At 64.5% G+C, this 23139-nt stretch carries 21 protein-coding genes; 2 read left to right on the top strand and 19 right to left on the bottom strand.

The features are described from left to right. The first annotated feature begins 84 nt into the window (after positions 1 to 84). On the top strand, positions 85 to 1275 hold the full coding sequence (locus ASD67_RS17645; protein WP_056350082.1) for a hypothetical protein: 1191 nt from the start codon (positions 85 to 87) through the stop codon (positions 1273 to 1275). A gap of 19 nt (positions 1276 to 1294) precedes the next feature. On the opposite strand, the gene ASD67_RS17640 is transcribed toward ASD67_RS17645, so the two are convergent. From ASD67_RS17640 to ASD67_RS23170, 3 genes are read right to left on the bottom strand one after another with little or no spacing between them, the layout of a single operon-like run. Further along, positions 1295 to 2065 carry a GIY-YIG nuclease family protein gene (locus ASD67_RS17640; protein WP_056350080.1) on the bottom strand — a complete coding sequence of 257 codons (771 nt, stop codon included), beginning with the start codon at positions 2063 to 2065 and terminating at the stop codon, positions 1295 to 1297. 44 nt (positions 2066 to 2109) lie between these two features. Next, a complete protein-coding gene (locus ASD67_RS17635; RefSeq protein ID WP_056350079.1) occupies positions 2110 to 3972 on the bottom strand; it encodes an ATP-binding protein in 1863 nt (620 codons plus the stop codon). Between the two features lie 29 nt (positions 3973 to 4001). After that, a complete protein-coding gene (locus tag ASD67_RS23170) occupies positions 4002 to 4595 on the bottom strand; it encodes a hypothetical protein (protein ID WP_156377769.1) in 594 nt (197 codons plus the stop codon). Between ASD67_RS23170 and ASD67_RS23165 the strand changes: the two genes are divergently transcribed. Beyond that, entirely contained in the window at positions 4587 to 5204 is a 618-nt protein-coding gene (locus ASD67_RS23165; protein ID WP_156377768.1) for a hypothetical protein, read from the top strand. The two genes, ASD67_RS23170 and ASD67_RS23165, sit on opposite strands and share 9 nt — an antisense overlap. On the opposite strand, the gene ASD67_RS17625 is transcribed toward ASD67_RS23165, so the two are convergent. From ASD67_RS17625 to ASD67_RS17550, 16 genes are all read right to left on the bottom strand, one after another. After that, positions 5201 to 5962 (bottom strand): hypothetical protein, encoded by a 762-nt coding sequence (locus ASD67_RS17625; protein ID WP_056350074.1) that lies wholly within the window; start codon positions 5960 to 5962, stop codon positions 5201 to 5203. The two genes, ASD67_RS23165 and ASD67_RS17625, sit on opposite strands and share 4 nt — an antisense overlap. Continuing rightward, a complete protein-coding gene (locus tag ASD67_RS17620; RefSeq protein WP_056350071.1) occupies positions 5959 to 6330 on the bottom strand; it encodes a hypothetical protein in 372 nt (123 codons plus the stop codon). The genes ASD67_RS17625 and ASD67_RS17620 overlap by 4 nt, the downstream gene beginning before the upstream one ends. A gap of 16 nt (positions 6331 to 6346) precedes the next feature. Further along, on the bottom strand, positions 6347 to 6934 hold the full coding sequence (locus ASD67_RS17615; protein WP_056350069.1) for a hypothetical protein: 588 nt from the start codon (positions 6932 to 6934) through the stop codon (positions 6347 to 6349). Positions 6935 to 7389: 455 nt separating this feature from the next. Beyond that, a complete protein-coding gene (locus ASD67_RS17610) occupies positions 7390 to 7734 on the bottom strand; it encodes a DUF2958 domain-containing protein (RefSeq protein ID WP_056350068.1) in 345 nt (114 codons plus the stop codon). Positions 7735 to 8378: 644 nt separating this feature from the next. Beyond that, complete coding sequence (locus ASD67_RS17605) at positions 8379 to 9308, bottom strand: HEPN domain-containing protein (protein ID WP_056350066.1); 930 nt, start codon at positions 9306 to 9308, stop codon at positions 8379 to 8381. A gap of 236 nt (positions 9309 to 9544) precedes the next feature. After that, positions 9545 to 9937, bottom strand: coding sequence for a hypothetical protein (locus ASD67_RS17600; protein ID WP_156377767.1), 393 nt, complete (start codon positions 9935 to 9937; stop codon positions 9545 to 9547). Positions 9938 to 9947: 10 nt separating this feature from the next. Continuing rightward, entirely contained in the window at positions 9948 to 10595 is a 648-nt protein-coding gene (locus tag ASD67_RS17595) for an acyl-homoserine-lactone synthase (protein ID WP_327197028.1), read from the bottom strand. Between the two features lie 57 nt (positions 10596 to 10652). Then, on the bottom strand, positions 10653 to 11339 hold the full coding sequence (locus ASD67_RS17590; protein ID WP_162248609.1) for a helix-turn-helix transcriptional regulator: 687 nt from the start codon (positions 11337 to 11339) through the stop codon (positions 10653 to 10655). A 347-nt stretch (positions 11340 to 11686) separates the two neighbouring features. Further along, positions 11687 to 12727: a matrixin family metalloprotease gene (locus tag ASD67_RS17585; protein WP_056350059.1), complete on the bottom strand. Its 1041-nt coding sequence runs from the start codon at positions 12725 to 12727 to the stop codon at positions 11687 to 11689. A gap of 26 nt (positions 12728 to 12753) precedes the next feature. After that, the gene (locus ASD67_RS17580; RefSeq protein ID WP_156377765.1) at positions 12754 to 13944 is read right to left on the bottom strand and encodes a hypothetical protein; all 1191 of its coding nucleotides are present in this window, start codon (positions 13942 to 13944) and stop codon (positions 12754 to 12756) included. A gap of 17 nt (positions 13945 to 13961) precedes the next feature. Further along, positions 13962 to 14996 carry an HNH endonuclease gene (locus ASD67_RS17575; protein ID WP_056350054.1) on the bottom strand — a complete coding sequence of 345 codons (1035 nt, stop codon included), beginning with the start codon at positions 14994 to 14996 and terminating at the stop codon, positions 13962 to 13964. A gap of 57 nt (positions 14997 to 15053) precedes the next feature. After that, positions 15054 to 15983: a DUF2493 domain-containing protein gene (locus ASD67_RS17570; protein WP_056350053.1), complete on the bottom strand. Its 930-nt coding sequence runs from the start codon at positions 15981 to 15983 to the stop codon at positions 15054 to 15056. 379 nt (positions 15984 to 16362) lie between these two features. Next, positions 16363 to 17394, bottom strand: coding sequence for a DUF7146 domain-containing protein (locus ASD67_RS17565; RefSeq protein ID WP_056350051.1), 1032 nt, complete (start codon positions 17392 to 17394; stop codon positions 16363 to 16365). Between the two features lie 11 nt (positions 17395 to 17405). Continuing rightward, positions 17406 to 21758 (bottom strand): strawberry notch-like NTP hydrolase domain-containing protein, encoded by a 4353-nt coding sequence (locus ASD67_RS17560; protein ID WP_056350050.1) that lies wholly within the window; start codon positions 21756 to 21758, stop codon positions 17406 to 17408. 89 nt (positions 21759 to 21847) lie between these two features. Next, a complete protein-coding gene (locus ASD67_RS17555) occupies positions 21848 to 22648 on the bottom strand; it encodes a DUF7007 domain-containing protein (protein ID WP_056350048.1) in 801 nt (266 codons plus the stop codon). After that, a complete protein-coding gene (locus tag ASD67_RS17550) occupies positions 22645 to 23121 on the bottom strand; it encodes a hypothetical protein (RefSeq protein WP_056352091.1) in 477 nt (158 codons plus the stop codon). The genes ASD67_RS17555 and ASD67_RS17550 overlap by 4 nt, the downstream gene beginning before the upstream one ends. Positions 23122 to 23139 lie beyond the last annotated feature (18 nt).

Genomic DNA, 23139 nt, shown 5'->3' with positions numbered 1-23139 from the left:
TCCAAACCGGCCGCAACTCGAAACGCGGCCTTTACCCGGCCCAGTGTGCACGTTACGCACAGCCCCAAAGAAACGGGGAAAAGCATGATCCGATCCATCCACCCTTTCCCGGCCCGGATGGCGCCGGAGCTGGCGCTCGAAAAGCTCATCGAGTTGGACGACGCGAGCCTCGTGCTTGACCCCATGGCGGGTTCGGGGACCGTGCTTCGGCAGGCGACGGCCCTCGGCCATCAGGCAGTGGGCTTCGACATGGACCCGCTTGCGGTGCTCATGACAAGCGTCTGGACGACGGCTGTTGATGATCGTCTGGTCGACGATGTCGCGGAGCGGGTTCGCAAACGTATCGCGGAAGTCGATGCCGCTGACATCGCGCTGAAATGGATGGATGAGGATCCCGAGACAAACGCGTTCGTAGATTTCTGGTTCGCTGAACCGCAGAAAAGTGACCTGAGGCAGATCGCGTTCGTTCTCGACGAGTTTCAGCATTCGGTTTCCGATCCGCAGGAGCGTGTGGCGGTAGACTTACTGCGGATCGCGCTCAGTCGCCTGATCATCACCAAGGACAAGGGCGCATCGCTTGCCCGTGATGTGTCGCACAGCCGACCGCATCGAGTTGGTGTCTCCAATGATTTCGACGTCCATCCCATGTTCGCACGATCAATCCGCGCGGTTCGGAAGAGACTGAAGGATGCGCCACCGTCATCCGGCGCAACGATCGAGCTTGGCGACGCGCGCAAGCTCGACGGCCTCGCCGACGCGAGCGTCGACGCCGTCCTGACCTCGCCCCCCTACCTCAACGCCATCGACTATATGCGCGGTCACAGGCTCTCGCTTGTCTGGCTTGGACACAAGCTCGGAGACCTCAGGACGATCCGCTCGACGAGCATTGGGGCGGAGCGCGCGCCCGACCGGATCGACGAGGCCGAGGTTTTTGACGCGATGCGCGCGGCAATGGGACGGATCGACGAATTGCCGCGCAAATATGGCTCGATGATCCACCGGTATATTCAGGATATTTGGCACATGGTGAGCGAGATCGCCCGGGTTCTGAAAAATGGCGCAAGCGCTACATTCGTGATGGGCAACTCCTGTCTTCGCGATGTCTTCATCCGTAATTCCGAAGCCGTCGCCACAGCAGCGACCTTCGCTGGCCTGACGAGAATCAGCGAGACCGAGCGTCCGCTGCCCGTCCACAGCCGGTACTTGCCTATGACCAGTGCGCCACTCGGCAAGCGCATGCGCACCGAGACTATTCTTACCTTCGCCCGCGAGTGACGGTCGCGACCATCTAGGCTTAAGGCGGCACGCTCGCCGATATCGGCTGGCAGTAGCGTGCACGTCCTTCCTCGACTGCTCCGCAGGCCGCCTCCCAAGCAGCATCGAGAGCCCGGGCGGAGCATCGCACGCGCTCGAAGTGGGTGCGGGATGAGGCCAGACGCTCGAATATGTCCTGCTCCATCGCAAAGGCCGGATGTCTGCCAGGCCAGCTATGGCTCCGTGCGACAGTCCAGGTCGCACAATCCGTTTCCACCGGAAGGTGCCTATTCACCTCCGCTAGACGGGCAGCCAGATCGGACGTGTAGCCGATCTTCCAGACGCTCGTTCGGCCGAAGCGAAACGCATAGGTGAATGCCGGGCCATCCCCGCGCACCAAGGAAAAAGTGCCCGGCACAGGCGGCGGGCCGTGACTGGGCCCTGAAATTGCGAAAGCAGCGGTAACCCCGGTGCCGCCATCGGAGACGCCCCTCCCCTCTTTGCGCTCTTTTCGCCTCGCATCCCGCCTGCGCCGGTTCTCACGAATAACTTCGACGGCCTTCGCCTCCGTCAGCGACAGCGCGTCACCGGGATCGGCAAGTTCCCACAACCCGGGCGAAGGCAGCAGGATGGATGCGTCGGCGAGTTCCTGACGCGCGAAACGCACATCCCGCCGATAGTGCATCTCCGCATCTTTGCCCGCGGGAGGTGGGCGTGTCGACCGCAAGCCCTCCGCGTCAATCCACGCATAGACTTCGTCCGGCTTCGCGGCCCTGTCAGCATCGTGAAGCATGCGGATCACCGCGAGCATATAAGCAACACGTTGTGATGACGAAGCGGACGAGAATGCCACTGTCAGTTCTCCATGCGCAGCTTCGCAGTGGACGGGTAGATCTGCGTCATGATCGGGCGCCGCATGTGGGCAAGGCTGACGACTGCCTGACCCGGCTGCAAAGATGCCAGCGAGCGCCACATGCTCTGGTCGATCGCGGGAATGGTGCGGCGCAGCCGTCCGACGACGCTCTCATCCTGGATCTTGTGGAGAACCCAGTTGTTGATCAGGGCCATCACCTCGTCGGGAAGATTTTGCGGCAACTGGGTGACGAAGGTCAGCCCGAGCCAGCGCTTGCGACCACGCTTCGCGATCCTCGCCACCTGCTCGTACAGAGTTGGCATCTGCCGGATCCGTGCAGTCGAGAGAAACTCATGCGCTTCCTCGATGATGAGGTTGACCGGCGTGGGCGTTGAGTTGGCGGCGCTCGCTACCTCATAGGCCTCCTCCTGCGCGGTCTGAAGCTGCCTCAGGACCTGCGCGATCGCCAGATTGCGCAGCACCGGGCTGTCCAGATCCGATAGGTCAATGATCGTGATCCGTCCGGATGTGAGCATGGCTTCGACATCGAGGCGATCGGCGTCGGCGCGATCAAAAATCTTGAGTCGATGCATCCGCCAGAGAAGGCTTGAGACCTTCATCCAGCTCGACGGCACCTTCTCGAGTTCGGTAGCGGCGACGAGCGCCTTAAGCTTAGCCTGAGCGGTCCCGCTGGATTTGATCACATCGCTCGTAAAATACGGGTGTTCACTTCCCTTCAGGTGCGCGATGCAGGCGGAGACTATATCGATCAAGAGCGCGAGCGTGAGATGGGGATAACCCGACTCCATTTCGTCCCAGTCGATTGCCGCCTGGAGCGCTACTTCGTCCTTTTTCTGCGGGAAGATGTCGAGATCGCGCAAAAGATTCCGTCCGATGTCATAGGCCGCAAGGAAACGACCCTGCTGGGCATCGTTGAGACCGAGGATCTCAATCGCGGTCCAAGGCGAAATGATGCTGAAATCCAGCGTGAATTCCCCTTGCGAGGGATGGTCGGGATTGCTCGGCTCGCGGCCGACGAGCGTCAGAACATGCGTGTTGTCGACGGGCCGGATTTCCAATGCCTGGGCCTTGGCCATTTCGAGCATGTCGGCGTCCCCCGTCACTTCGTGCATCGTCGTGTATTCGCCCTCGGTGTCGAGTAGAACGACGGCGCCCCCTTCGCGGGCGATACCGGCCGCGTAATTTGTAATCGTCGTCGACTTGCCACCACCCGTCGTTCCGAGGACGCCGGTGTGCCGGTAAAGGACCGACTTCTTGTGGACCGGGATCGGGACCTCAACACTTTCATGCCCCATCACGCGCCCGATCGGGAAATCGCCTTCGAGGCCGAGGATCGAAGCCATTTCCTGGTCATCGACGAGGAACACCGGCGAATTCGGCATTGGCCGGCGATTGGCAGGACCGAGACGCCCGTTGCGCTCCTCACCGAGGAGGTGCAGCTGCAAGCGTCCATGATGCCCGGGCATGCCGATCGAGCCATGCACCGCGGCGATAACCATGGTGGTGGATTCGGCGCTGATGCCGTCGGGATCGTAGAAGGGACCAGCAGAGACGGTGCCGACATAGCGCCGACCATCCGGATGGCTCTGCACGCGAATGAGGGCCTGCGAGGTAACATCCTGGATCGTGTCGGCGGGCATCACCACGGTCACGCTGCCATCCGAAGAACCAGGCGTGTCATAGAGGGTCCGACCAAAGGATCCTTCATAGACCGTCGGCAGGGCCTTGGCGCCCCCCGCCCGCTCGGACGTGTCGATCAGACTGCGTACGGCAGCGCGGGTGGTCTCCTGACGCCCGGCGGCATCGGCCGGTTGCTTAGCCTTGTCACGTTTGGCGGTCGCCATGATAATCGCTCCTTCTGGTTGCTACGGGCTCAGCCGCGATTTCGCGAGGCGGCCGCAGCGGCGGACTGAAAAATGGCATCAGCGGGGAAGAGTTCGCGGCAGATCCCGCCAGCAAGATCGAGCAGCATCGGAAAGCCCCGCGCCTCGACCAGAACCGCGTCCGCCATGGCGACGATTGCCGCTTCGCTCGCATGGTCGGCGTGCGCATAGAAGATCTGGCTTTGCGCATAGGGAGAAACGCGAAACGCGCCGATCACTAGCTTTCCGCTCGCGTCGGCCTGAAAGCTCTCGAGCATGCTTCGGGCGCGCTGATAACGGCCGGTACCATAATGGCCCTCGGTGATGACGCGGTGCATATATCCGTCGAGATCTTCGATGATGGCATATTCGAGCGGCATCAGGGCATCACCGATCGACTGGATCAGCCGATCTTTCACGCCGCGCGGAACATAAACGAAGCGCCGATGGTCGAGCAGCAACTCGCGAAGAAGCGGAACCGACAATTCGATAAGTTCGGGCATCCCCGCCCCCGTCAGGAGCTCCTTCGGCAGCGGATGCCCGTGCCCCATGCGCCATGGGGCATCGGCCTTGCGGGCCATCACCGCAAGTTCGCCATGGGCCATCAGCCCGCGGCGCAACATATCGGATACCCCCATTTCTTCATCGTCGCCCGCACCTTTGCGATGGGCAAGCAGCTCAAGCGTCCGGTCGAGCGGCGTCGGGCCCGAGAGCTTCAGGTCCTTCTGGAAAATGCGGTGGGCCCAGGCTCCATTTTCGCCATGATAGGAAGCGAGCGCGATGGCGGTTTGGAGGATCGTGATCGGAAGCGTCTGGTGGATGACCGACGCGCCGTCGACCGCTTGGACATGGCCACTGAAAAGAAGGCGCCGCTGCACTTCGCGCAGGTCGGCGAGTTCAACTTCATGGACGCCGGCGTCGCGAGGAGCGCCATCGCGCTCCGCAATCAGGGGAAAGGCATGCTCCCGGATTTCGCGCCGGCTTTCCATCTCACGGACCTGCGCGTCGACGATTTCGCGCTGAAGCCGGTCGAACTGCTCGGCCATCCGGTGCGCCGGATCCCAATTTTCGATATCGAGAGTGTCCTCGATCCGCTCGCCGGTCGCTTCCTCATAGCTTTTTCCGGCGGCCGAACCCGCCCCGCGCGCTGCAGACTTCGACCCGTTGTCTTCGGTATCAGCCCTTGCCATACACGCGCTCCTTTCTTCGCCTAGTCCGTTCGAGCCGTCTTTCTGGACGCCGCAACGCGCAGTTGTTCAATCAACGACGGGCGATGCCTGCGCGCCGCGTTCACGATACGGGGGGCGTGACGATCCGCTTCTGCAGGCGACAGGCCGAACTGCTCAACGAGACACCCTTCTACCGCCGACCTCTCGACCGATGCACGCTCAGGACCCAGCCGGCGCAGCACCGCGCCAACAGGGGCAAGCGCGAGAAAGGCAGCCTCGTCGGCCTCATATTCCATCTGCTCGGCGGCGGCTGTCAAAGGCACCCCCTCGTCGCGTTCCATCACGTCGGCGAACGCGCCGAGACTGCAGCCATTCAAAATGCCGGACAGGCGTTCCTGTGCACTCGGCGGGCGAGCCCCGTCGAGCACCTCGACGATATCCTCACCCATTCGTGCAATCGCGACCTCGCGGCGCGCAAGATAGTGGCCGACGAAATGCGCCAGTTCGTGAGCGAAGGCGAAACGCATGTCCGCCACGCCGTCCGCATCGAGGAAGATCATGCCATTGCCGCGATGCGCGACAAGGCAGCCGCGCAAAGGCCGATCCTTGATGGCTTTCGGCGAACGACCGGTCGACTTGGCGATGGTGTCTGCCACCGTCGCAGTCGTTAGTCCCGGGCGGACGATGATCGACACCGGCAGTGTGAAGGGTGCGCTCTCCGTCAGATCGCGCGGAAAGCCGGACCCGACGCGGTCGGATCCGGCCGTCATGCGCGCTGCGACATCGGCAGCGTCGAATATCACCGCTCGCGATCCTCTTCATCCGCATCGCGATCGAGCGCTGCCATCAGCATTTCGCCATCATCGTTCGCGCCAGCAAAGGCCTGCGCACTTTCGGCGAAACGCAAGATATTAACCAGCGCGGCCGGATTGACATCCAGGTCCGCGGCGAGCGAAAAGCTAGCCTCGGTAAGCCCGATGCCAGTCGGACGCGGCGTTACGGCCAGCCGCCAGAGCTGCTCCTCGCCGCACCGCAACACGTCAGCGATCGAACATCCCGCGTTGGCGGCCTCCCACAATTCCATCGCATAGCCGATGAACTCGGGCCGCGTGCGAGCCCGTGCGGCCATTGCGCGACCGAGGCGCTCGGTTTCCATGCTGTCCTGCTCCATGCTCACCTCCATCTTTTCAAGCCTCGCTCCGTTCCGCCAAACGGCGCGCTCGTCCCCTGATGCGTTCGATGCGCCTCGCAGCTTCCGCCAGGCCCACCGCGTCAATCGCGAGCCCGAGGCCCTGCGCGACAGCGGCAGGCGAATGCGCGCTCTGCTTGATCAGAGCGATGATCACCTCATCGCCCGGATCCTTGATCAGCGCGCCGCCAAATGCTTCCCAGTCCAACCGGTCGAGGACTGCGGCCTCGTCCGCATCCCCGGGGGGCTCCTCCGTTTCTTCGGCAGCGCTCGCGAATGCGTTTTCATGGCCGACGCGACGCGACTGGCTGCGCCGCAGAGTGCGCGCCTTGCCCTTCGCGACCGCCGCGAGATAGGTAACGAGGCCAGCCTGCGCCGGGTTATATTTCGCGGGATCGAGAAAATAGTCGAACAGCGCGTCGAAGCACATCTGTTCCGCATCCTGCCGGTCGTGAAGCCCGGCAACGTCCTTCACGACGATCGCAACGAGCGGATTGATCACCGCCTCGACAATTTTCGAGTTGGCGCGATTGTCCCCGGCGATCAAACGCTGGTGCAACGCAAGCAACATGGTTTGGTTCGACATGGCTGTCCTCTTTTTTATGCGGGCCGACTGCCCTCTCAGTCCCGATCTCTCCCTCCCCCGCCCCACTTAGGCCGCTCGTTCGTCCCTTAAGGACACGTCCTGGAGTTTTTTTCGGCGCGGCCCAAAGTTGCCGAGTGGCTGTGCTTCGATCAATGCGCCGGGAATAGGCGGCGTGCCATGGCGGAGACGCGACCGAGACGCACGCGCTCGCCGGACAAACGGATATCTGCAATCCCGCCCGATGGCGTCGCCCAAGATCCCCCAGCAAAGATTCGCAATGGATTATCCCCCTTATTCGATTCCGGTGGATGCTAGCACCGTGCCGAATGCCTCGCTTCGCCAGAAAGCCCCATTCAGCTTCTAATTTGGATTGCAGCGGCCGTAAATCAACGCGGCGCGGTATCGCTGCCAAGCCCGCGAGATGCAGCATAGCATCTGGCGGTCATGACGGGCGATCAGGCCCGAATGAACCCTGCGTCAATCGCCTCGGCTGCATACTCTGCCAGCGACTTCGCGGCCACGAAATGGATATCGCGCTCGACCGTTAAACCGAGGGGACCGCGCAGCTTCGCCAGTTCGGCGATCGACACCGTGCCATATTCGGGACAGCCCAATCCGAGATCGCAGAGTCCGAATGCGATGTCGGGATCGTCTGGATCGAGCTCAGTGAGCAGCCATGTCGCGCTGGCATCGGGGGTGAACAGCTTGACTAGCGGAAAGAGGTCATGGTCGATGCTGCGTCGCGCTTGGCGGCCGTTGGCGAGCAGTTGCTCGCGGATGTTGGGCGGAATGAGGTTCATGGATGCGCTCCTTTGCGGGATTGACCGCACAGTACGACCTTCCGGCCGTCTTGCAGGCGTCGGAGCGGCGCCATGCACCCGAAGGGGCGGAGCGAAGCGGAGCAAGAGGGAAGGTGTATTTCTTGCTGCGCGAGGAGCCGCGCAGCGCGCGGCGGGGAAGAAATGCACCGTACCGTTGCATGGCGGCTAGTGACCGACGCCAAGACACGGACGGAAGGTCGTGCAAGTGCTACACCAAGTTAAAGAGCGCTCCCGTCCGCGTCAGCCTGCTCCAACAGCAACTCCGAGGCAATCGAACCGTCGGCAATGTACGCGTACAACAGACACGGATTAGCAGGGGCGCAGCAAACTGTGGCGCGAACAGACTCCCGCTTGCCCCATATCGGATGACCGCTTTCGGGCGCGTGCAATTAGAAGTCGGAACGACCGGCATCAGGCGCTTTGCCGACGGTCTTCGCATCCAGCCGAAGCGAAGTCCGTCATAGCTAGATGCGAGCGCGGATCTCAAAGAAACGCCGAGTGTGAGACCGCCGCCGCCGCAGTCCAGACGCTGGACGGAAAAGATCGTTTCCGTCGCTTCCGCGGCAAGGACTGACAGCAGTACGAGAGGCCTATAGGAATAATGCTGCCGACCGGCGTCCAGCCTACCCCGCCTGCCGGGCGGTCATCTCAAGCTGCGCAATACGCTCCGAACAGATAGTCTCGACGATGGCCGCAAGATGCTCGACGCGCGCGCCGAGCCATTCGAGCTCTTCCTCGGTAATGCGATAATGTTTCGAGTATCGGGCCTTGATGTAAGCCTCCTTCAGCTTCTCGAAGCGCGCGCGATCGGCCTTGGTCTCGCGCGGCCAAGCGTCGGCCAGCCGCGGATCGATCCGCTCGGCCTGCGTACGCAGGAAAGCGAGATTGTGAACGTGCGGAGTGTAGAAGGTGCAGACCAGAAGGGCGCTGTGATAGTAGCGCTCCGTGGACTGATGTAGGTCGAAAGCCGCCTTCTTTAGATTGCCACGCGCCTTTGCGTCCGAAGAGCCATCAAAGAATTCGCCAGCGCTCGGGAACCACTCATCGAAATATTCCCGCGCCATCTCCAGCGCCGCGTGGGGCGTCTTCGGCTGAGGCTCGGGCAGCTCATCATCGACTGCCTGATAGATTGCAATTCCGTCCGCCGCGACATCCATGAAGAAATAGCGCCCCTGCGACAGGCCGGCATTCACCTCGCTCACGCTGTGGACGATGAAGTTCACCGGCGTGCGAAGGGTCCTGGTTACCGACAGTTCGCGGATCAGCCGGTCGTCGAGCTTCGACCAATAGTCGACGCGGTCGGTCAGCCGGTCGTCGTTGACGATGATCAGGAGATCAAAGTCCGACTGATAGCCCTTCGCGGTATGCGGCTCGTCGACCCAGCCGCCGCGCGCGTAGCTGCCGTAGAGAATGACCTTGGAGATGCGTCCCTTGCGCTTCCAGTCCTGCGTGGCGAGCGCCAGCGCATCCTCGAATTCCTCGAAAACGATCTGGACGACCCGTTCGAGTTCGCGCTGTTTCTGCGGGGGAAGATGGTCGAGGCTGCTGCGCATGGCCCGTCACCCTAACAAGGTGGCGACACCCTTGCACGCCGAGAATGATCCGGGCGCAAGGATGCCGCCGAGTGAGGCCAGACGGGTCGCGTGCCTGGCCACAGGAGTCGGAGAGGAGAGATTTCGGCCCCTGTCGCCGGCGGGAGCCCCTCCCTGCCGGCGGTGCCGCGATAGGCATAAATGCTTCGCGGGAAAGGAAGAAAATATCGCAGTGTTCGAAAGCATTGCTTGTCCCCTCAATCGACTGGATTCCAGATCTGATCGCGATGCGGGTACTGGGCCAGCGCACCCGGATGCAATTCGATGGCCTGGGTGAGGTTGAGCTGGATGCGCTCGCACCAATTGCCAAGCGCCACCTCTGCAAGCCCGAGGACGGCGCGATTCATGACCAACTCTGCCACATGTGGCGAGCGGATCAGCAGGCGGCCGAAACGCTTCGTCCGCTCGCCGTAAAAACCGCCCTCACTGAAGGGCGTCGCCTCGTATCGGGGTCCGAGGTCTTCTGCAATCGAGGCGATCAGCGAAGCGGGAACCGCTTTTCGCAAAATGGCATATCCCCGATCCATGAGGGCGTCGGCAGCGGCCGAGCGATGGGCGGGGGCGTCGAGCGCAGCGTGGTTGATCATCATTGCACCCTCCTCACGCGGCGCGCGCGGCATCGGCCGCGGCGGCATTGCTTGTGATGCCGGCCGCCGCGAGCTTCGCAATCGTGGTGCCGTCAATATCGATGCGCAGAGCCGCGAGCGCCTGCCCACGGTGCAGCGCGGGTTCGCCGAGCGCCCGGCAATCCCAGCCGAACATCTGGATCTGGCGAAACCATGGGAGTTCGGCGACCCCGGTGTAGGTCCGGATGCCGTTAGCCAGCGCGAACTCTGCGAGCCCGACGAGCAGCGCATCGCGGGCGATCCGGCGCTGGCGGGCGCCGATGCCCGGGGAGAGGCAGAAGCGCGTAATTTCGAGTACATCGGGGCCTTGGGGGACCTCGCCGGCCACGAGACCGGAAAACAGGGTGTCGAGGAGTGCCGGCCGCGTCGTCAAAAGGAGCCGCGCCGACGCGAGATGATCGCCCGCCTCGGTCGCGACGATGAGATACATCGCGTCCTCATTGTCGAACTGGTCGAGTTCGTACCGATCGGCGAGAGCGGGTATGTCCCATTTCAGCAGATCGATGAAGACGCGTTTGCGCGCCGCGAACATGGATCGCAGGACCTGATGCTCGCGGGTCCGGTTTTGATGATCGACGATTAACAGCATGGACAAGCCTCCTGATGAAAAGAGGCGTTCCAATTGAACCGCTTTTTGGACCCGCACCATAGCATGATAGGGGGGTGTCCGCGGTTTTTCTCACCGCTTGGCGATGTCCTCGAAACTGATGTCGCCATCGTAAAGCGCACGCACCGTGAGCGTGATCCCACCGTTGGCATCATAGCGTTGGCGCGCATTGCGCAGATGCTCGCGGACCGTGTCGGGACTGAGGCCTAGCCGCAACCCGATCCTCCGGATGGACTCGCCTTTTGCCGACCAGATCAGCACCTCGCGCTGCCGGCGGGTAAGCCGCGGTCCAATGTGCGCGAGATCAGGATGGGCGAGCAAACGCGCTGCGTCGAAGGCGGTCCCGCCGATCATCCGCGCGAATTGCAGCGCGTCGGCGCTCGCGACACCGCCCGGCTTCCATGCGAACGAAACGGAGCCATGGGCATGACCCGGAAGATGGGCGGGGACGGTGAGTCCATCGCCGATGCCGTGTCGGCGAGCCTCCGATAGAATGGCCTCGTCCTCGGCTCGCTCGGCCTTCATATGGTGCCAGAGGAAACCCGCCATGCGGCGCTGGCTTTCGCGGTGGACCGGGTCGGTGAGGCCGAGTTTGCGCTCGTCGAACCACTGAGCCCATTCCGCGGGATAATTATGGACACGGATCCCGCGCTCGGGCGCCGCGAGAAAGTCGACATGATGGCTGAGGGCGAACCAGGAGCAGCCCATCTGGCGGCAGGCTTCGGAGAGCAGGTCCGCGAGACCTGCCTTATCCTTCACTTGGCCGACGTCTAGCGCAAAGGCATGCGCGGCGTCGATTAACGGCATTGCGACCCATGGCGCGCAGACCGGCGTTTCCGACCCGTCCGATCCGCGAGCCCCTCGTCAGTGCAGGCGGTCTTGCCCTCTTACAAGGCTGGCCAACCCGCGACAGCCGATCGCCGCTGGTCAAAGCGATCTTGGGAGCTTCTGAAAGTGCGGGCCAAGTCCATATTTTTCAAATATATTCGAGCGATAGAACCAGATTGAGGCAAATTGCGTCCGCAGCCTTCCAAGGGTTCCGGGGGTCACCGTCCCGGCATCGGGCGCGCGGGCGCAGCCATCGCTAGCCGCTATCCAGCAGAAATCTACTTCCGCAGCTGGATCTGCATCAGGTTCTGCCCATAGGAAACATAGGGCTTCGCGTCGCTGACATCGTTGAACGGGTAAAAGGCGGAGGCGAGTCCCAAGGCCTTGTCACCCCCTTCGGTGGATGCGACCAACGAACGGTATTTCTCGAACGCGGCGAGGCGCATGGCGCGAACGCGTTCAAGATCCGCCGAAAAAAATTCGCGGACCATTGCGACGTCGCCCTCAGATATCTCGTAGACGCGGTTTTCGATATAGCAGGCGGGCTTGCCGCCAGCGGCGAAGAGCTCGCTCCGAAAGATACTGCTCGGGATATCGTAGAGCATGATCGACTTCTCATCGAACTCGCTTGCCTCGTACGCGGTCAACAGGACCTCGAAATTCCGCCGAATGACATCTTCACTCAGATTATAGTTCGCACCCTGATAGAGCGCCATCGCCTTGGTCCAGTCGATCTCGTCCGAGCATCGCACGGCTGGATGCTGGTGCTCGTGATAGAGCCCGAGCGCATGCCCGAATTCATGCTGCACGATGCGGTTGAAGTCGCGCTGGTTCAAAGTCAGCCAGTCTCGGCGCTGGTCGAAGCTCATCGTTGCATCGGACGCGAAACGACCCTTGAGCCCGATAACGGACCAGGTGCCAATCCCGTTGAAGCTGATCCGGACCGCCGCGCTCGACCCCGCCGCGCAGCGCCGCGGAGAGGCCGCATCGCCAAAATCGAACTTGACCGAAGTGGCCGGCAATTCCCAGGCGCGGGCGGCTTTGGCGACCCGCCGCGCGAGTGCGTCGGTGCCATCGAAAAAGCAGACCGAGATAGGCCCCTGCGACGTGTCGAAGAGCCCGGTGAGGCTGATGACGGACTTGATCCGCATGCGCTGCGATTCGGGCGCCGACCTCGGGACGAGAAGCTCCTCGAGCGCCTGCGAATAGGCGCTCTCGGGCGGCGGGACCTCGAGAAATATTCCCTCGTCAGGCGGGACCTGCCCGGACTGCGCCGCCGATAGCGGGGACAGCGGCCACGCGCCTGCGGCCGCGGCCATTGCGAAACGAAGGGCTGTTCGCCGCATCATGGCAGATTGTCGTATTTGTCCTTCGCCTTCTGCCGTTTCAGCTTGGCGATATTGATCGCGGCTTCGTCCCTGACAGCCGCCTTTTCGAGATCCGCGAGCGCCTTCTCCGCCTCTGCATAAGCGATCTCGGCCTCCTGCTTGGCCTGCGTGGCGGTAAAGGCTGCGTCGGGATTGAGCGCGGCGCCGACCTTTTCGGTTATCTTCGGCTTGGCCTTTTCAAGGACGCTCGCCAGGAACAGGGCCGCGTCCGACGGCTTTTTCGTCTGCACGACTTCCGCCTGAAGATTGGCAGGCATGAAGGTCTTGATGTTGCCGTCCTTCCAGTCCTGGTAGAAGGCCGCATAAGCGGTTTCGCTCATCCCCGGCATTGCCATATATCCGGTTCCCAGTTTCCGTAGCTTTTCGGCCTGCTTCGGGTCGCTGGCATGGAGTTCGGTTCCGGCTTCGACTTCGCCGAGCGAGATCGGCGCCAGGGCGTAGGCGGAACCCCAGGGCGAAGCCCCCGGGCCGCGGAGCGCTATAATATAGACCAGTCCCTGCTTCTTGGCCTGATTGCCCGGCATCAGTTCGACGCTGCGAAAATAGACCGGCTCATATTTGAAGGCCGTGCTGTCGCCCGACGTGACGAGCTTCGCCTCGAACACCGAGTAGAGGTTCGTGGCGACGATCTCGTTTTCCTTCAGGCGCTGAATCAGCGTCGCCTCGCTCGCCTTTGCATCGATGGTGGTGGTGACGACCAGATCGGCAAGGATCTGGCTTTCGGCTCCCGTGAAATCCCCGGTGATGACCGTGAAGCAGGCCGGCAGGTTCAGCAGCAGCCCCTTCTTGTCCTTGCTCCGAGACCAGAGATCGAAATCGAGCGATCCTTCCGATTTGACCGTGCGGATCTTCTTCAAATCCGCGGTGACGGCATCGATTGCGAGCTCGACCAGGATCGGCCCGATGATCGCGAGAACCGCACCGAGAAAATTTTGACCGCTCGCTTGCGTCTTGCCGGTGATCAGGCAGCCGGGCGCAGCAACGACGATGGTGGTCGGTTTGGCGGGCGGCGCGGTTGCGGCTGAAACCGAGCTCGTGATCGTCATGGCGGCAGCGCCCGCCGCAAGTAAAGCTCTCATAATCCTATCCCCCCACAAGACAGTTGCTTTGGAAGATCCTGTATCGCACTTTCCGAACAGGCGCGTCATAAAATCCCACGTTACATTCAACCTGGACCAATCTGTTTTCCCGCGAGTTCGCGGTGGGCCACGCGATGGCAATTGGCGCAGAGGCACATCAGATCTTCGAGGCGGGTCCGATGCCCTGCCTCCATATCGGCGACATGCGTTTCGCGATGGTGGACCTCGATGCAGGCCTCACCCGCCTTCCCATAGGTTCGGACCGGATCCATCTCGCAGCGTTCGCAGTAGAGACGGCCGTGCCGGGCGCGAAACGCATCGCGCTTTTCGGCCGCGAGTCCCGTCGCGCGCTCGCGGCGAAGATGCGTCACCAGCCTTTGTGCGCCTTCGCTCCACGCCCGCTCCTCATCGTCAGCGATCGCCGGCTCGCTGTCGAGGGCCTCCCCCTTCGATACGATCGGAAAGCCATTCTCACGCAGGATACGAAAGCATGACTCGCCGTCGCCTGCGGTGAAATTCACGGGTCGGACCGGAAATCCCAGCGCTTCGGTCGCCGCGATGCCGAAAACGGCTTTCGGCGGCAGGCGGTGCCCCTCGAACAGAAGATCATATTGAGTCGAAGGTCCGAAGCCATGCTCTGCGTAACCGGCGACCAGCTGCTGCGCCGCCCGCCGAATATGCGCCGCGGAAACGGGCTCGAAGGTTCTGCGAACAAAACGGCGATCGTGCGGCCGCGAAGGCCACACCGCTTGTGTGCGCAGGAAGTCGAGCAGCGTATCGATCTCCTGCGGGGCGTGACGTCGCACGCGGTACTCGCCCTTCCTGTTGTCGGTGACGCTGCCGAAGGTGGCGCTTGCCGCAGCGAAGAGCGCGGGGTGCGCCGACGGGAGCCCCGACAAGAGGTAGAAGGTGATGTGCCTGGGGTTTGCAATGGCCGAGAAATGGGGCCGACTGTCACTGGGGGCGCGAAATGCGACCGAGCGGATCGTGCCGTGCGAGGAGTCCGCTATCTCGAAGGCGGCAGCGGACGCATGCGCGAGCAGATAGTCGAAGGCCGCCAGCGCCGGCGAGCCGGGTTCCAGCACTCCGCGGACTGCCGCGATATCATCGGGCGCTGTCATTCCATCCCTCCCCCAACCTATGGGCGCCTTAACATCGCAGCCTGCGTCGCGGGCGTGCTATGGGCGCGCCCTGAAATCCCACAGCGGAACCCCGGCCTTCTTCGCCTTGTCGGCGAGATTATCCTGAATACCCGTTCCCGGAAAGACGATGAGGCCGACCGGCAGCGCCTCGATCATCCGGTCGTTGCGCTTGAAGGGAGCCGCCTTTCCGTGACGGTTCCAGTCGGGACGGAAGGCGACCTGGGCAACGCCGCGGCTGTCGGCCCAGCATGCGGCTATGCGCTCCGCGCCCGTGGGCGTCGCGCCGTGCAGGAGGATCATGTCGGCATGGCGGCCCTTCGCCTTGTCGAGCGCCTCCCAGATCGCGCCGTGATCGCTGCAGTCGCTGCCGCCGGTAAAGGCAATTCGCGTGCCTTCGGGGAGCAGGGCCGCCGCTTTTTCGCGCAGTCGCGCATCGAGAAAATCGCGGCTGTCGATCAGCGCTGCGGTCAATGTCCGGTGCTGCGCGCGCGAGCCCGTACGCGGCGCCCAGGCCTTGCGGAACAGCAGCCGGAACTGCTCGGCGGCGGCCTCGCGGAAAAACTCCATCGCATCGCGGCGCTCGATCAGCGAGAGGCCCTCGCGCGTCGCGCGTTCGAGTTCGACCGAGCGGATTTCGCTGCCGTCCTGCTCGCGCTGAAGCCGGCGCTGGACCTGCTCATTGTCGTCGAGCGCGCGCTCCACCCGCTCGCCGGCGCGGTGGAAGAGATTGACGAGGTTCCAGGCAAGATCGTCGAGATCGGGCTCGATACGGGTTTCGGCGAGGCAGCCCGCGAGCGCGTCGAACATGTCGGCGATCGCACCGGCAGCGAGGCGTGCGTCGGGAAGCGGGCGCGGATCGGGTTCATCCTCGAGCGGCCGATATCCGAACAGCTGCATTTCCTGGAGCAGATAGGCCGTCGAGCCCGGCTCGGCGGAACGGTTGAATGGGGTTGCGTCACTGGGCATCTTCGGTCTCCGACAGTCTCGGCTGCGCCTCGCGCGGCCTTCGTGGCGACGGGAAGCGGCATGCGGGACGGGGCTGCATCGCGGCGCGCCGCGACCGGAGCGCAGCGGAGGATGGCAGGCGGGCGGCTATTTTGCTTCGCGATGCAAAGGGGCCCTAAGGCCCCGGCGGAAAATAGCCGCCCGCCTGCCATTGCCGCCCTGCCCCGCCTGCCGCAGTCGCCCTCTCGCGAAGGCCGGGCGCGCGCCAGGCAGCCCGGCCGACCGCGGCGCCATCGCTCCACCGGCCCCTTCCGGCGACCCCGATGCCGGCCTGCGTGCCGGATCAGGAGGCGGCGCACCAGGTCGGTTGCAACGACACGCTCGCCGGGATCGAGGCAGGTCAGAGATGCGCCAGCCGGTCCGCAGCGTCGAGCTGGCGGCGCAGCGACGCCGTCATCGCGGCCTGTCCGAGCGTCCGCAGATCGCCATTGAAATCGTCGCGCCGGGGTTCGAGCGCCCGTACCTCGATGCCGCGCTCCGACGCCCGCTCGCGAAGCGCCGCCAGCGCGGCCGCACCGGCGGAATCGTTGTCGCGCGCGACATAGAGCCGCTTGAGCTCGTCCGGAAAGACCATCGCGGCGACATGCGCGCCCGAAAGGCCTGCGATCATCGGAAGCCTCGGCATGATCTGGCGCAGCGACAGCATGGTTTCGAGGCCCTCGCCTGCGACCATGACCGGGCCGGCGGCTCCGAAACGGACGCCATGTCCGAGCAGATGGCCGAGAGCCCGCCGCGGACAGGCGATGGGCGCCTTGCCTTTCGTAGCCGGATCGAGCCAGGTCCGATGAACCCCGGTGACCGCGCCTGCAAGATCGGTTGCCGCCGCGATCAGCGCCGGCCACGCGGTCCGCTCCTCCGGTGCGTCGTCGCTCGACGCGCGATAGAAGCAGTGCGGATGAAAACGCAGCGGATCGCTCCGGTAGAGCGTGCGGATCGAGCGTCCCGCAAGATAGGCCTCGCCAAGACTGCCGCGGAGCGGCTTCGTCGCCGCCCATAATCTGCGCGCCGATTCAGGCGATCCGCGCGGCGCCTTGGTCGCTGCCGGATTTCGGAGACGATCGGGCTGTAGAGGCAGGCTGAGAAAGCGCCGCGCCTCCTCAAGCGTCTCCCGGAAGGCCAGATGACCGCAGCTTGCCGCAATCACATCGAGGAGATCGCCATGATCCCCGCTCGCCGCATCCGTCCATTTTCCTGCGGCACCGCCCTCCCCGGTTGCCGAGAGCCGGACATAGAGGCTGCGCCCCGGAGTGTTCCGGACGTCCCCGACCATCCAGTAATGGCCTTCGCGCCGGCCGTTGGAGAGATAATGGCGGCACACCGCCTCGGCATTTTCTCCGAGGCGGCGCGCAATATCGGAAGCTTGACTGGACATGCGGGGCTCCTTCAGGCGGCCTTGCGATCCTGAACTCGGACAATCGGAAACCGATCGACGAGCGCAGCGAACACATCGGCACCAGCAGCCCCTGCCGGCACGTAGAGCTTCAATTGCCACGAGACGATTTCCGAAATCAAGCCCATCGCCTTCAGCCGCTCGACGCCGAGATCGTTGAAGCCCGCAAGTTCGATCCGCCAGTCGTTCATCGCGCGAACCCGTCGCAGCGTCTGGCCGTCGGCGAGCGACAGCGTCACCTCGCCCGCCTGCAGCATCCGCCATGCCTCGGGCACAGCGAGCTTCGCCGGCGCGTCGCCGGTGACGCTGGCAGCCCAACCCGGCGACACTTTGCGCCCGATGACCCGTTCCCCGGCGTCGGTCTGGAGCCGGTAGACGCGCGTCGACTCTTTCGGCAGTCGCTTCCAGATCGGCAACAGCAGCCCCGCCACGATATGGAGGGTCGACATCTCATAGGCGGGGAGTTCGCCAAGCTCCGCGGCCCACGCCGCGCCGAAAGCCTCGGCATCGACGGAGTGCCAGTGCGAATGCTCATAATCCTCCGCCAGCATGTGCATCTTCTCGAGGGGGCGCTGAAGCGCGATCCGGCGATGGACGCCGCCGTCATCGTCGATGAGGCTTCGCGCGCGCAGCGTCACGGCGGCGCGCCCCGAACGCGCGTTCACGACAAGGGTGCCGTCCCAACCTGCAGCGAGATCCCTCGCCTCCGCGACCGGGAGCGGCACGACAGGGTCCTTGCGTTCGACGGTCAGCAACTCGGTCGCCGCGCCAGTCCCCGGATGCGTGTAGATCGTCTGGCGCGCCGTCACCGTGAAGCTCTCGGCGCGCAGGGTCTCGAGACCCATCTCGTAGGTGCCGGACGCGAGCGCACCCTCGATGCGGTTCGCGAGCAGGCCTTCGAAGGTCTCGAACAGGATGTTCTGGAGATCGATGGTCAGCGCGAGCATGCGATTGAGGAAAGTCGTGATCGGCGGCAATTCCTCCCTGAGGCCGCCCTCGTCGAGCAGCGAAAGACCCGTCGCCGCCTCGAAGGCCGGCAGCGAGCAGCCAGCGACCTTACCGTCGGCAAGCAGCTGGTAAAGCTGGCGGAGCGCGTCGCGGGCATAGACGGACTCCAGATTGTCCTCGGGCCGGAACATGTTCTGACCGCCGGTTTGCCGCTGGCCGCGCGTGATCGCGCCCAAAGTGTCGAGCCGCCGCGCGATCGTCGAGATGAAACGCTTCTGGGCCTTCACGTCGGTCGAGACGGGCCGGAAGAGCGGCGGCTGTTTCTGGTTCGTGCGGTTGGTGCGGCCGAAGCCCTGGATCGCGGTGTCGGCCTTCCAGCCGGGCTCGAGCAGATAGTGGATGCGGCGGCGCTGGTTCTTCGCCCCGAGATCGGCGTGATAGGAGCGGCCCGTTCCGCCGGCCTCCGAGAAGATCAGGATGCGCTTCTCGTCGTTCATGAACGCATGGGTCTCGCCGAGATTGGCGCTCCCGGGACGGTTCTGGACCGCAAACCGCGCTGAGCCGTCGCCGGCCCTGACCGGAACGATGCGGCGCGAGCGCCCGGTAACCTCGGCCACCGCATCGGGACCGAAATATTGGACGATCTGGTCGAGCGCCCCCGGCACGGGAGGCAGCGACGCAAGCTTCTCGATCATTGCGTCCCGATGACGCGCCGCCTCGCGGTTGACGACCGGGTTGCCCTCGCCGTCGAAGACGGGCCGCGACGACAGATTGCCTTCGCTGTCCGTGCAGGGCTCGTAAAGCTGGACCGGGAAGCTGTGCGCGAGATAGTCGAGGACATATTCGCGCGGGGTGATGTCGACCGATACATCACCCCATTCCTCGGTGGGGATTTCGGCCAGACGGCGCTCCTGCAGCGCTTCGCCGGTGGACACGATCTGGACCACGGCGGCATGCCCCGCCTCAATATCGCGCGCGATGCTCGCGATCGTGCTCGGCGTTTGCATCGCGGTGATGAGATGATTGAAGAAGCGCTGCTTGGTGCTCTCGAAAGCGGAACGCGCCGCCGACTTCGCCTGCGCATTGAGCGTTCCGTGCAGGCTGCTCGTCACACCGGCCGCTTCCATCGCGGCGTCGAGATTGTTGTGGATGATTTGGAAGGCGCCGGCGTAGCTGTCGTAGATGCGACGCTGTTCCTCGGTCAGCGCATGTTCGAGCAGCTCATATTCGACGCCGTCGAACGAGAGCGATCGCGCCGCGTAGAGACCCAGCGCCTTCAGGTCGCGTGCGAGCACTTCCATCGCCGCCACGCCGCCGTCCTCGATCGCCGCGACAAACTCGCTCCGCGTCGCGAACGGGAAATCGCTTCCACTCCACAGGCCGAGCCGCTGCGCATAGGCAAGGTTCTGCACGGTAGTGGCGCCGGTCGCCGAGACATAGACGATACGGGCATCGGGCAGCGCATGCTGCAGCCGGAGCCCGGCTCGGCCCTGCTGCGACGGCTTCTGCTCGCCGCGCGATCCCTTGCCGCCCGCGGCATTCGCCATCGCATGCGCCTCGTCGAAGATGATGACGCCATCGAAGTCGCGGCCGAGCCATTCGACGATCTGCTCGACCCGGCTCGCCTTGCCTGCGCGGGCCTGGCTGCGCAGCGTCGCATAGGTGGTGAACAGGATACCCTCGGCGAGCCTGATCGGCAGGCCCTGCCGAAAGCGCGACAGCGGGGTCACGAGAAGGCGCTCCTGCCCGAGCGCCGACCAGTCGCGCTGCGCATCTTCGAGCAGACGGTCCGAAACGGAGAGCCACACGGCGCGGCGCCGGCCCTTCAGCCAATTGTCGAGGATGATGCCCGCGACCTGGCGGCCCTTGCCGGCACCGGTGCCGTCGCCGAGGAACCAGCCGCGCCGAAAGCGAACGGCGGCTTCCCTGTCCTCGCCGACCGCGGTTACGAGATCCCATGTCGCGTCGACGTCCCATGCGCCCGACAGATGGCCGCTGTGGGCCTCGCCGGCGTAAATCACCGATTCAAGCTGCGCATCGGACAGGATCCCGCCCGTCACGAGCCGCGCGGGAAGATGCGGCCGATAGGAAGGCTGCGGGGGCGCGACCGACGCCATAGCGGCGGACTGCACCAACGCGGTGGGATGCGGACACGCGCCCTCGATATGGAGCGATTGCAGGGCATAGGGCTCGTAGATTGTGTCGCCGAGGCGACCTTCGGGAGCCCGCCAGGCTCGCGTCTCATAGGCGAGCTCGGGCGCACTCTCGAGCACCGGCTGTTCGGCGGGTGGCGCCTTTGCAGCGGGCGCCGAGGCCCGCGCGAAATCCGGTAACGCAGGCTGCGACGGTGCAAGGGCGGCCGCCGGCGGACCCGCGGGGCCCGGGCGCGGCGGAACCGCGCGTTCGACCCACGCGAGGAGGGTCGCGAGGTCCGGCGCTTCGCCGTGGCCGGGCACGATCGTCGCCGGGTCGGCAGCGGGAAGCTTGTCGAACACAAGCAGCCGGGTCGCGGTGGTGGTGCCATGTTTTGCAAAGAGCTTTCCGGCAATGGCGGCCGAGAAGCGAAGCGTGCCCTGCTGCTGCAGGCGCACAAAACTCTCGCGCCAGGCGGGCGCCTCGGGCGAGCAATTGGCGCCAACGATGGCGACCAGCCGCCCCCCGTCACGAAGCCGCGCGAGAGCCGAGGCGATATGGCGGAGCGCGGTATCGCGCATCGGGCGGTCGACACCCGCGATGGCCGAAAAGGGCGGGTTCATGAGGATGATGTCGGGCTGGACCGCCTGGTCGAGCCGGTCGTCGAGCGAGGCCGCGTCGTGGCGCGTGACGCCGATACCCGGAAACAGAAGGCCGAGGAACTCGGCGCGCCCCGCGTCGAGCTCGTTGAGCGCCAGCGAGGCGCCCGCCAGCTCGGCATGAATGGCCAGCATGCCCGTCCCCGCGGACGGCTCGAGAACAAGATCGCCTGCGACGATCGACGCGGCGTGCGCCGCGACATAGGCAAGCGGCAGCGGCGTCGAGAATTGCTGAAGCGACTGGCCGGTCTCCGACCGGCGCGTGTGCGTCGGAATGCGCCGCGCAATGCGCTCCCATGTCGCGAGACAGTGCCGGGTTGCGCCGGCCCGCGTCATGAGCGCGCGGCCATAGGCCCGCAGCAGCAGGATCTGGGCTCCCTCGCACGCGTCATAGGCGGCCTTCCAGTCCCAGCCGCCCTCGGCGTCGCTCGCGCCGAAGGCCGAAATCATCGCAGTACGGAGCTGACCGGTACCGAACGGCTGTCCCGCCTCGAGCAGTGGCAAGATCGCCTCGGCAGCCGCGAGGAGGCGTTGCGCGGCGGCGGCGGCAGGTTCGGGCGCGCGCATCGAGGCGCGGTGCGCCGCGCTGGAGAAATGAGATGACATGTCGGGTTCCTCGAGAGAGCGGGAGGGAGCGAGCCTCCGGCGCTCTCTCTCGGACCGGCGGCTCCCCCTTCCGGCCCCGACTCTCCCTCTCAATCGGCAGGCAAATGGCGCGCCGGATCGATCACGAACCCGTGCCGACCGCTCTCATACTCGCTTTGCGGGATGAGGAAGCGGCCTGTGGCGACGGCACCGCGGTGCCCGCCGAGCGAAGCGATGCCGACGATATAACCGGGGTGGTCTGGCGACCGGGTCGCCGAGATCACGATCCAGTCGGCCGCGTGATCGCGTTCGAACCCCTCGCGATCGCGCGCGAAGGATTCGCAGCGACCGAGCAGGCGACCGTGAAATCCCTCCCACGCGCCCGGGTGCCAATCGCGAAGCGTCCTGTCTGCCGACCTCCTCTCCCTGTCGGTAAAAAGGTCGGGATAGCCGGTCGCCGCCAGCGCCCAGTCGCAGTCTTCCTCGTACCAGCCGTCGGGCAGCCGAAGTGCCGGGTGCATCGCGGCATTGCGCTCCTCGTCGAGGAAGAAGCCGCCGTGGCTCGCTGTGTCGAAGCAGATGATCCCCTCGGCATAGCGCGTCGCAGTCTGCGAAGGCCCCCACGGCGTATCCCTCGCGATCCCGACCCGGCCCCTTGCCAGCAGCGCGCGCTGCCGGACATGGAGCGCACAGTCCTCGACGTGCGCGCGAAAGCCCGCTTCGTCCGCCACCTGGCCGTCGAAGCCGAAACCGTCGGCTGCCGACCATTCCGATATGGGCTTCGATCGGGCCGAGGCGGTCGCTAGGCGATATCCGTCGCGGATCGGGATCGCGATCAGCGCCAGATCGTCGATCCGGGCCGCCCAGAGCCCGTCGGCGGTGGTGCCATATTCGGCGACGATAACGGTCATGCCGCCCTCCCCCGAAACAGCGGACGGTTGGCGACATCGGGATCGTCGACGCGCTCGATGCGTGCATCATGATAGCGATGCTCGGCAAGCCACGCCTCGGCTGCCGCTACATCGGCCCCGAAGTGACGCAGTTCGTCGCCTTCGCCGATCGCGGTCAGCACCCGCGCCATGCCGGGTCGCGGCCGTTCGACAATTTCGAAATCGAGCCGGCTTGCCACCGAGTAGAGGCGGCGTACCACAATGATGGGCACGCCGCCGCTGCTGTAGGTGGCAAGATGCAGCGCAAAGGTCGCCGGCAGCGAACAGGCCCCGCCATCGCGGCCGGGGCTGAATTCGACAAGCGTCCCGCTGCCATTGTCATTTTCCCACGCCTTGACCTTGCGCGTGAAGCGATCGGGCGGCCGCCTCTCGCCGTTCGAAAAGCGGATCTTCGCGCCGAGCGGCGCATGGCAATAGATATCCATCGGTGACATGTCGGGTCTCCTGAAAAA

It is taken from the genome of Sphingopyxis sp. Root1497 (assembly GCF_001427085.1).
Taxonomy (GTDB): Bacteria; Pseudomonadota; Alphaproteobacteria; order Sphingomonadales; family Sphingomonadaceae; genus Sphingopyxis.
This window is presented reverse-complemented; position numbering and strand designations above follow the sequence as displayed.

Coding starts and splice junctions, on each gene's coding strand:
- ASD67_RS17645 (WP_056350082.1), top strand. CDS start 85: ATGATCCGATCCATCCACCCTTTCCCGGCCCGGATGGCGCCGGAGCTG.
- ASD67_RS17640 (WP_056350080.1), bottom strand. CDS start 2,065: ATGCTCGCGGTGATCCGCATGCTTCACGATGCTGACAGGGCCGCGAAG.
- ASD67_RS17635 (WP_056350079.1), bottom strand. CDS start 3,972: ATGGCGACCGCCAAACGTGACAAGGCTAAGCAACCGGCCGATGCCGCC.
- ASD67_RS23165 (WP_156377768.1), top strand. CDS start 4,587: ATGGGCCATCAGCCCGCGGCGCAACATATCGGATACCCCCATTTCTTC.
- ASD67_RS23170 (WP_156377769.1), bottom strand. CDS start 4,595: ATGGCCCATGGCGAACTTGCGGTGATGGCCCGCAAGGCCGATGCCCCA.
- ASD67_RS17620 (WP_056350071.1), bottom strand. CDS start 6,330: ATGGAGCAGGACAGCATGGAAACCGAGCGCCTCGGTCGCGCAATGGCC.
- ASD67_RS17615 (WP_056350069.1), bottom strand. CDS start 6,934: ATGTCGAACCAAACCATGTTGCTTGCGTTGCACCAGCGTTTGATCGCC.
- ASD67_RS17610 (WP_056350068.1), bottom strand. CDS start 7,734: ATGAACCTCATTCCGCCCAACATCCGCGAGCAACTGCTCGCCAACGGC.
- ASD67_RS17605 (WP_056350066.1), bottom strand. CDS start 9,308: ATGCGCAGCAGCCTCGACCATCTTCCCCCGCAGAAACAGCGCGAACTC.
- ASD67_RS17600 (WP_156377767.1), bottom strand. CDS start 9,937: ATGATGATCAACCACGCTGCGCTCGACGCCCCCGCCCATCGCTCGGCC.
- ASD67_RS17585 (WP_056350059.1), bottom strand. CDS start 12,727: ATGGCCGCGGCCGCAGGCGCGTGGCCGCTGTCCCCGCTATCGGCGGCG.
- ASD67_RS17580 (WP_156377765.1), bottom strand. CDS start 13,944: ATGACGCGCCTGTTCGGAAAGTGCGATACAGGATCTTCCAAAGCAACT.
- ASD67_RS17575 (WP_056350054.1), bottom strand. CDS start 14,996: ATGACAGCGCCCGATGATATCGCGGCAGTCCGCGGAGTGCTGGAACCC.
- ASD67_RS17570 (WP_056350053.1), bottom strand. CDS start 15,983: ATGCCCAGTGACGCAACCCCATTCAACCGTTCCGCCGAGCCGGGCTCG.
- ASD67_RS17565 (WP_056350051.1), bottom strand. CDS start 17,394: ATGTCCAGTCAAGCTTCCGATATTGCGCGCCGCCTCGGAGAAAATGCC.
- ASD67_RS17560 (WP_056350050.1), bottom strand. CDS start 21,758: ATGTCATCTCATTTCTCCAGCGCGGCGCACCGCGCCTCGATGCGCGCG.
- ASD67_RS17555 (WP_056350048.1), bottom strand. CDS start 22,648: ATGACCGTTATCGTCGCCGAATATGGCACCACCGCCGACGGGCTCTGG.
- ASD67_RS17550 (WP_056352091.1), bottom strand. CDS start 23,121: ATGTCACCGATGGATATCTATTGCCATGCGCCGCTCGGCGCGAAGATC.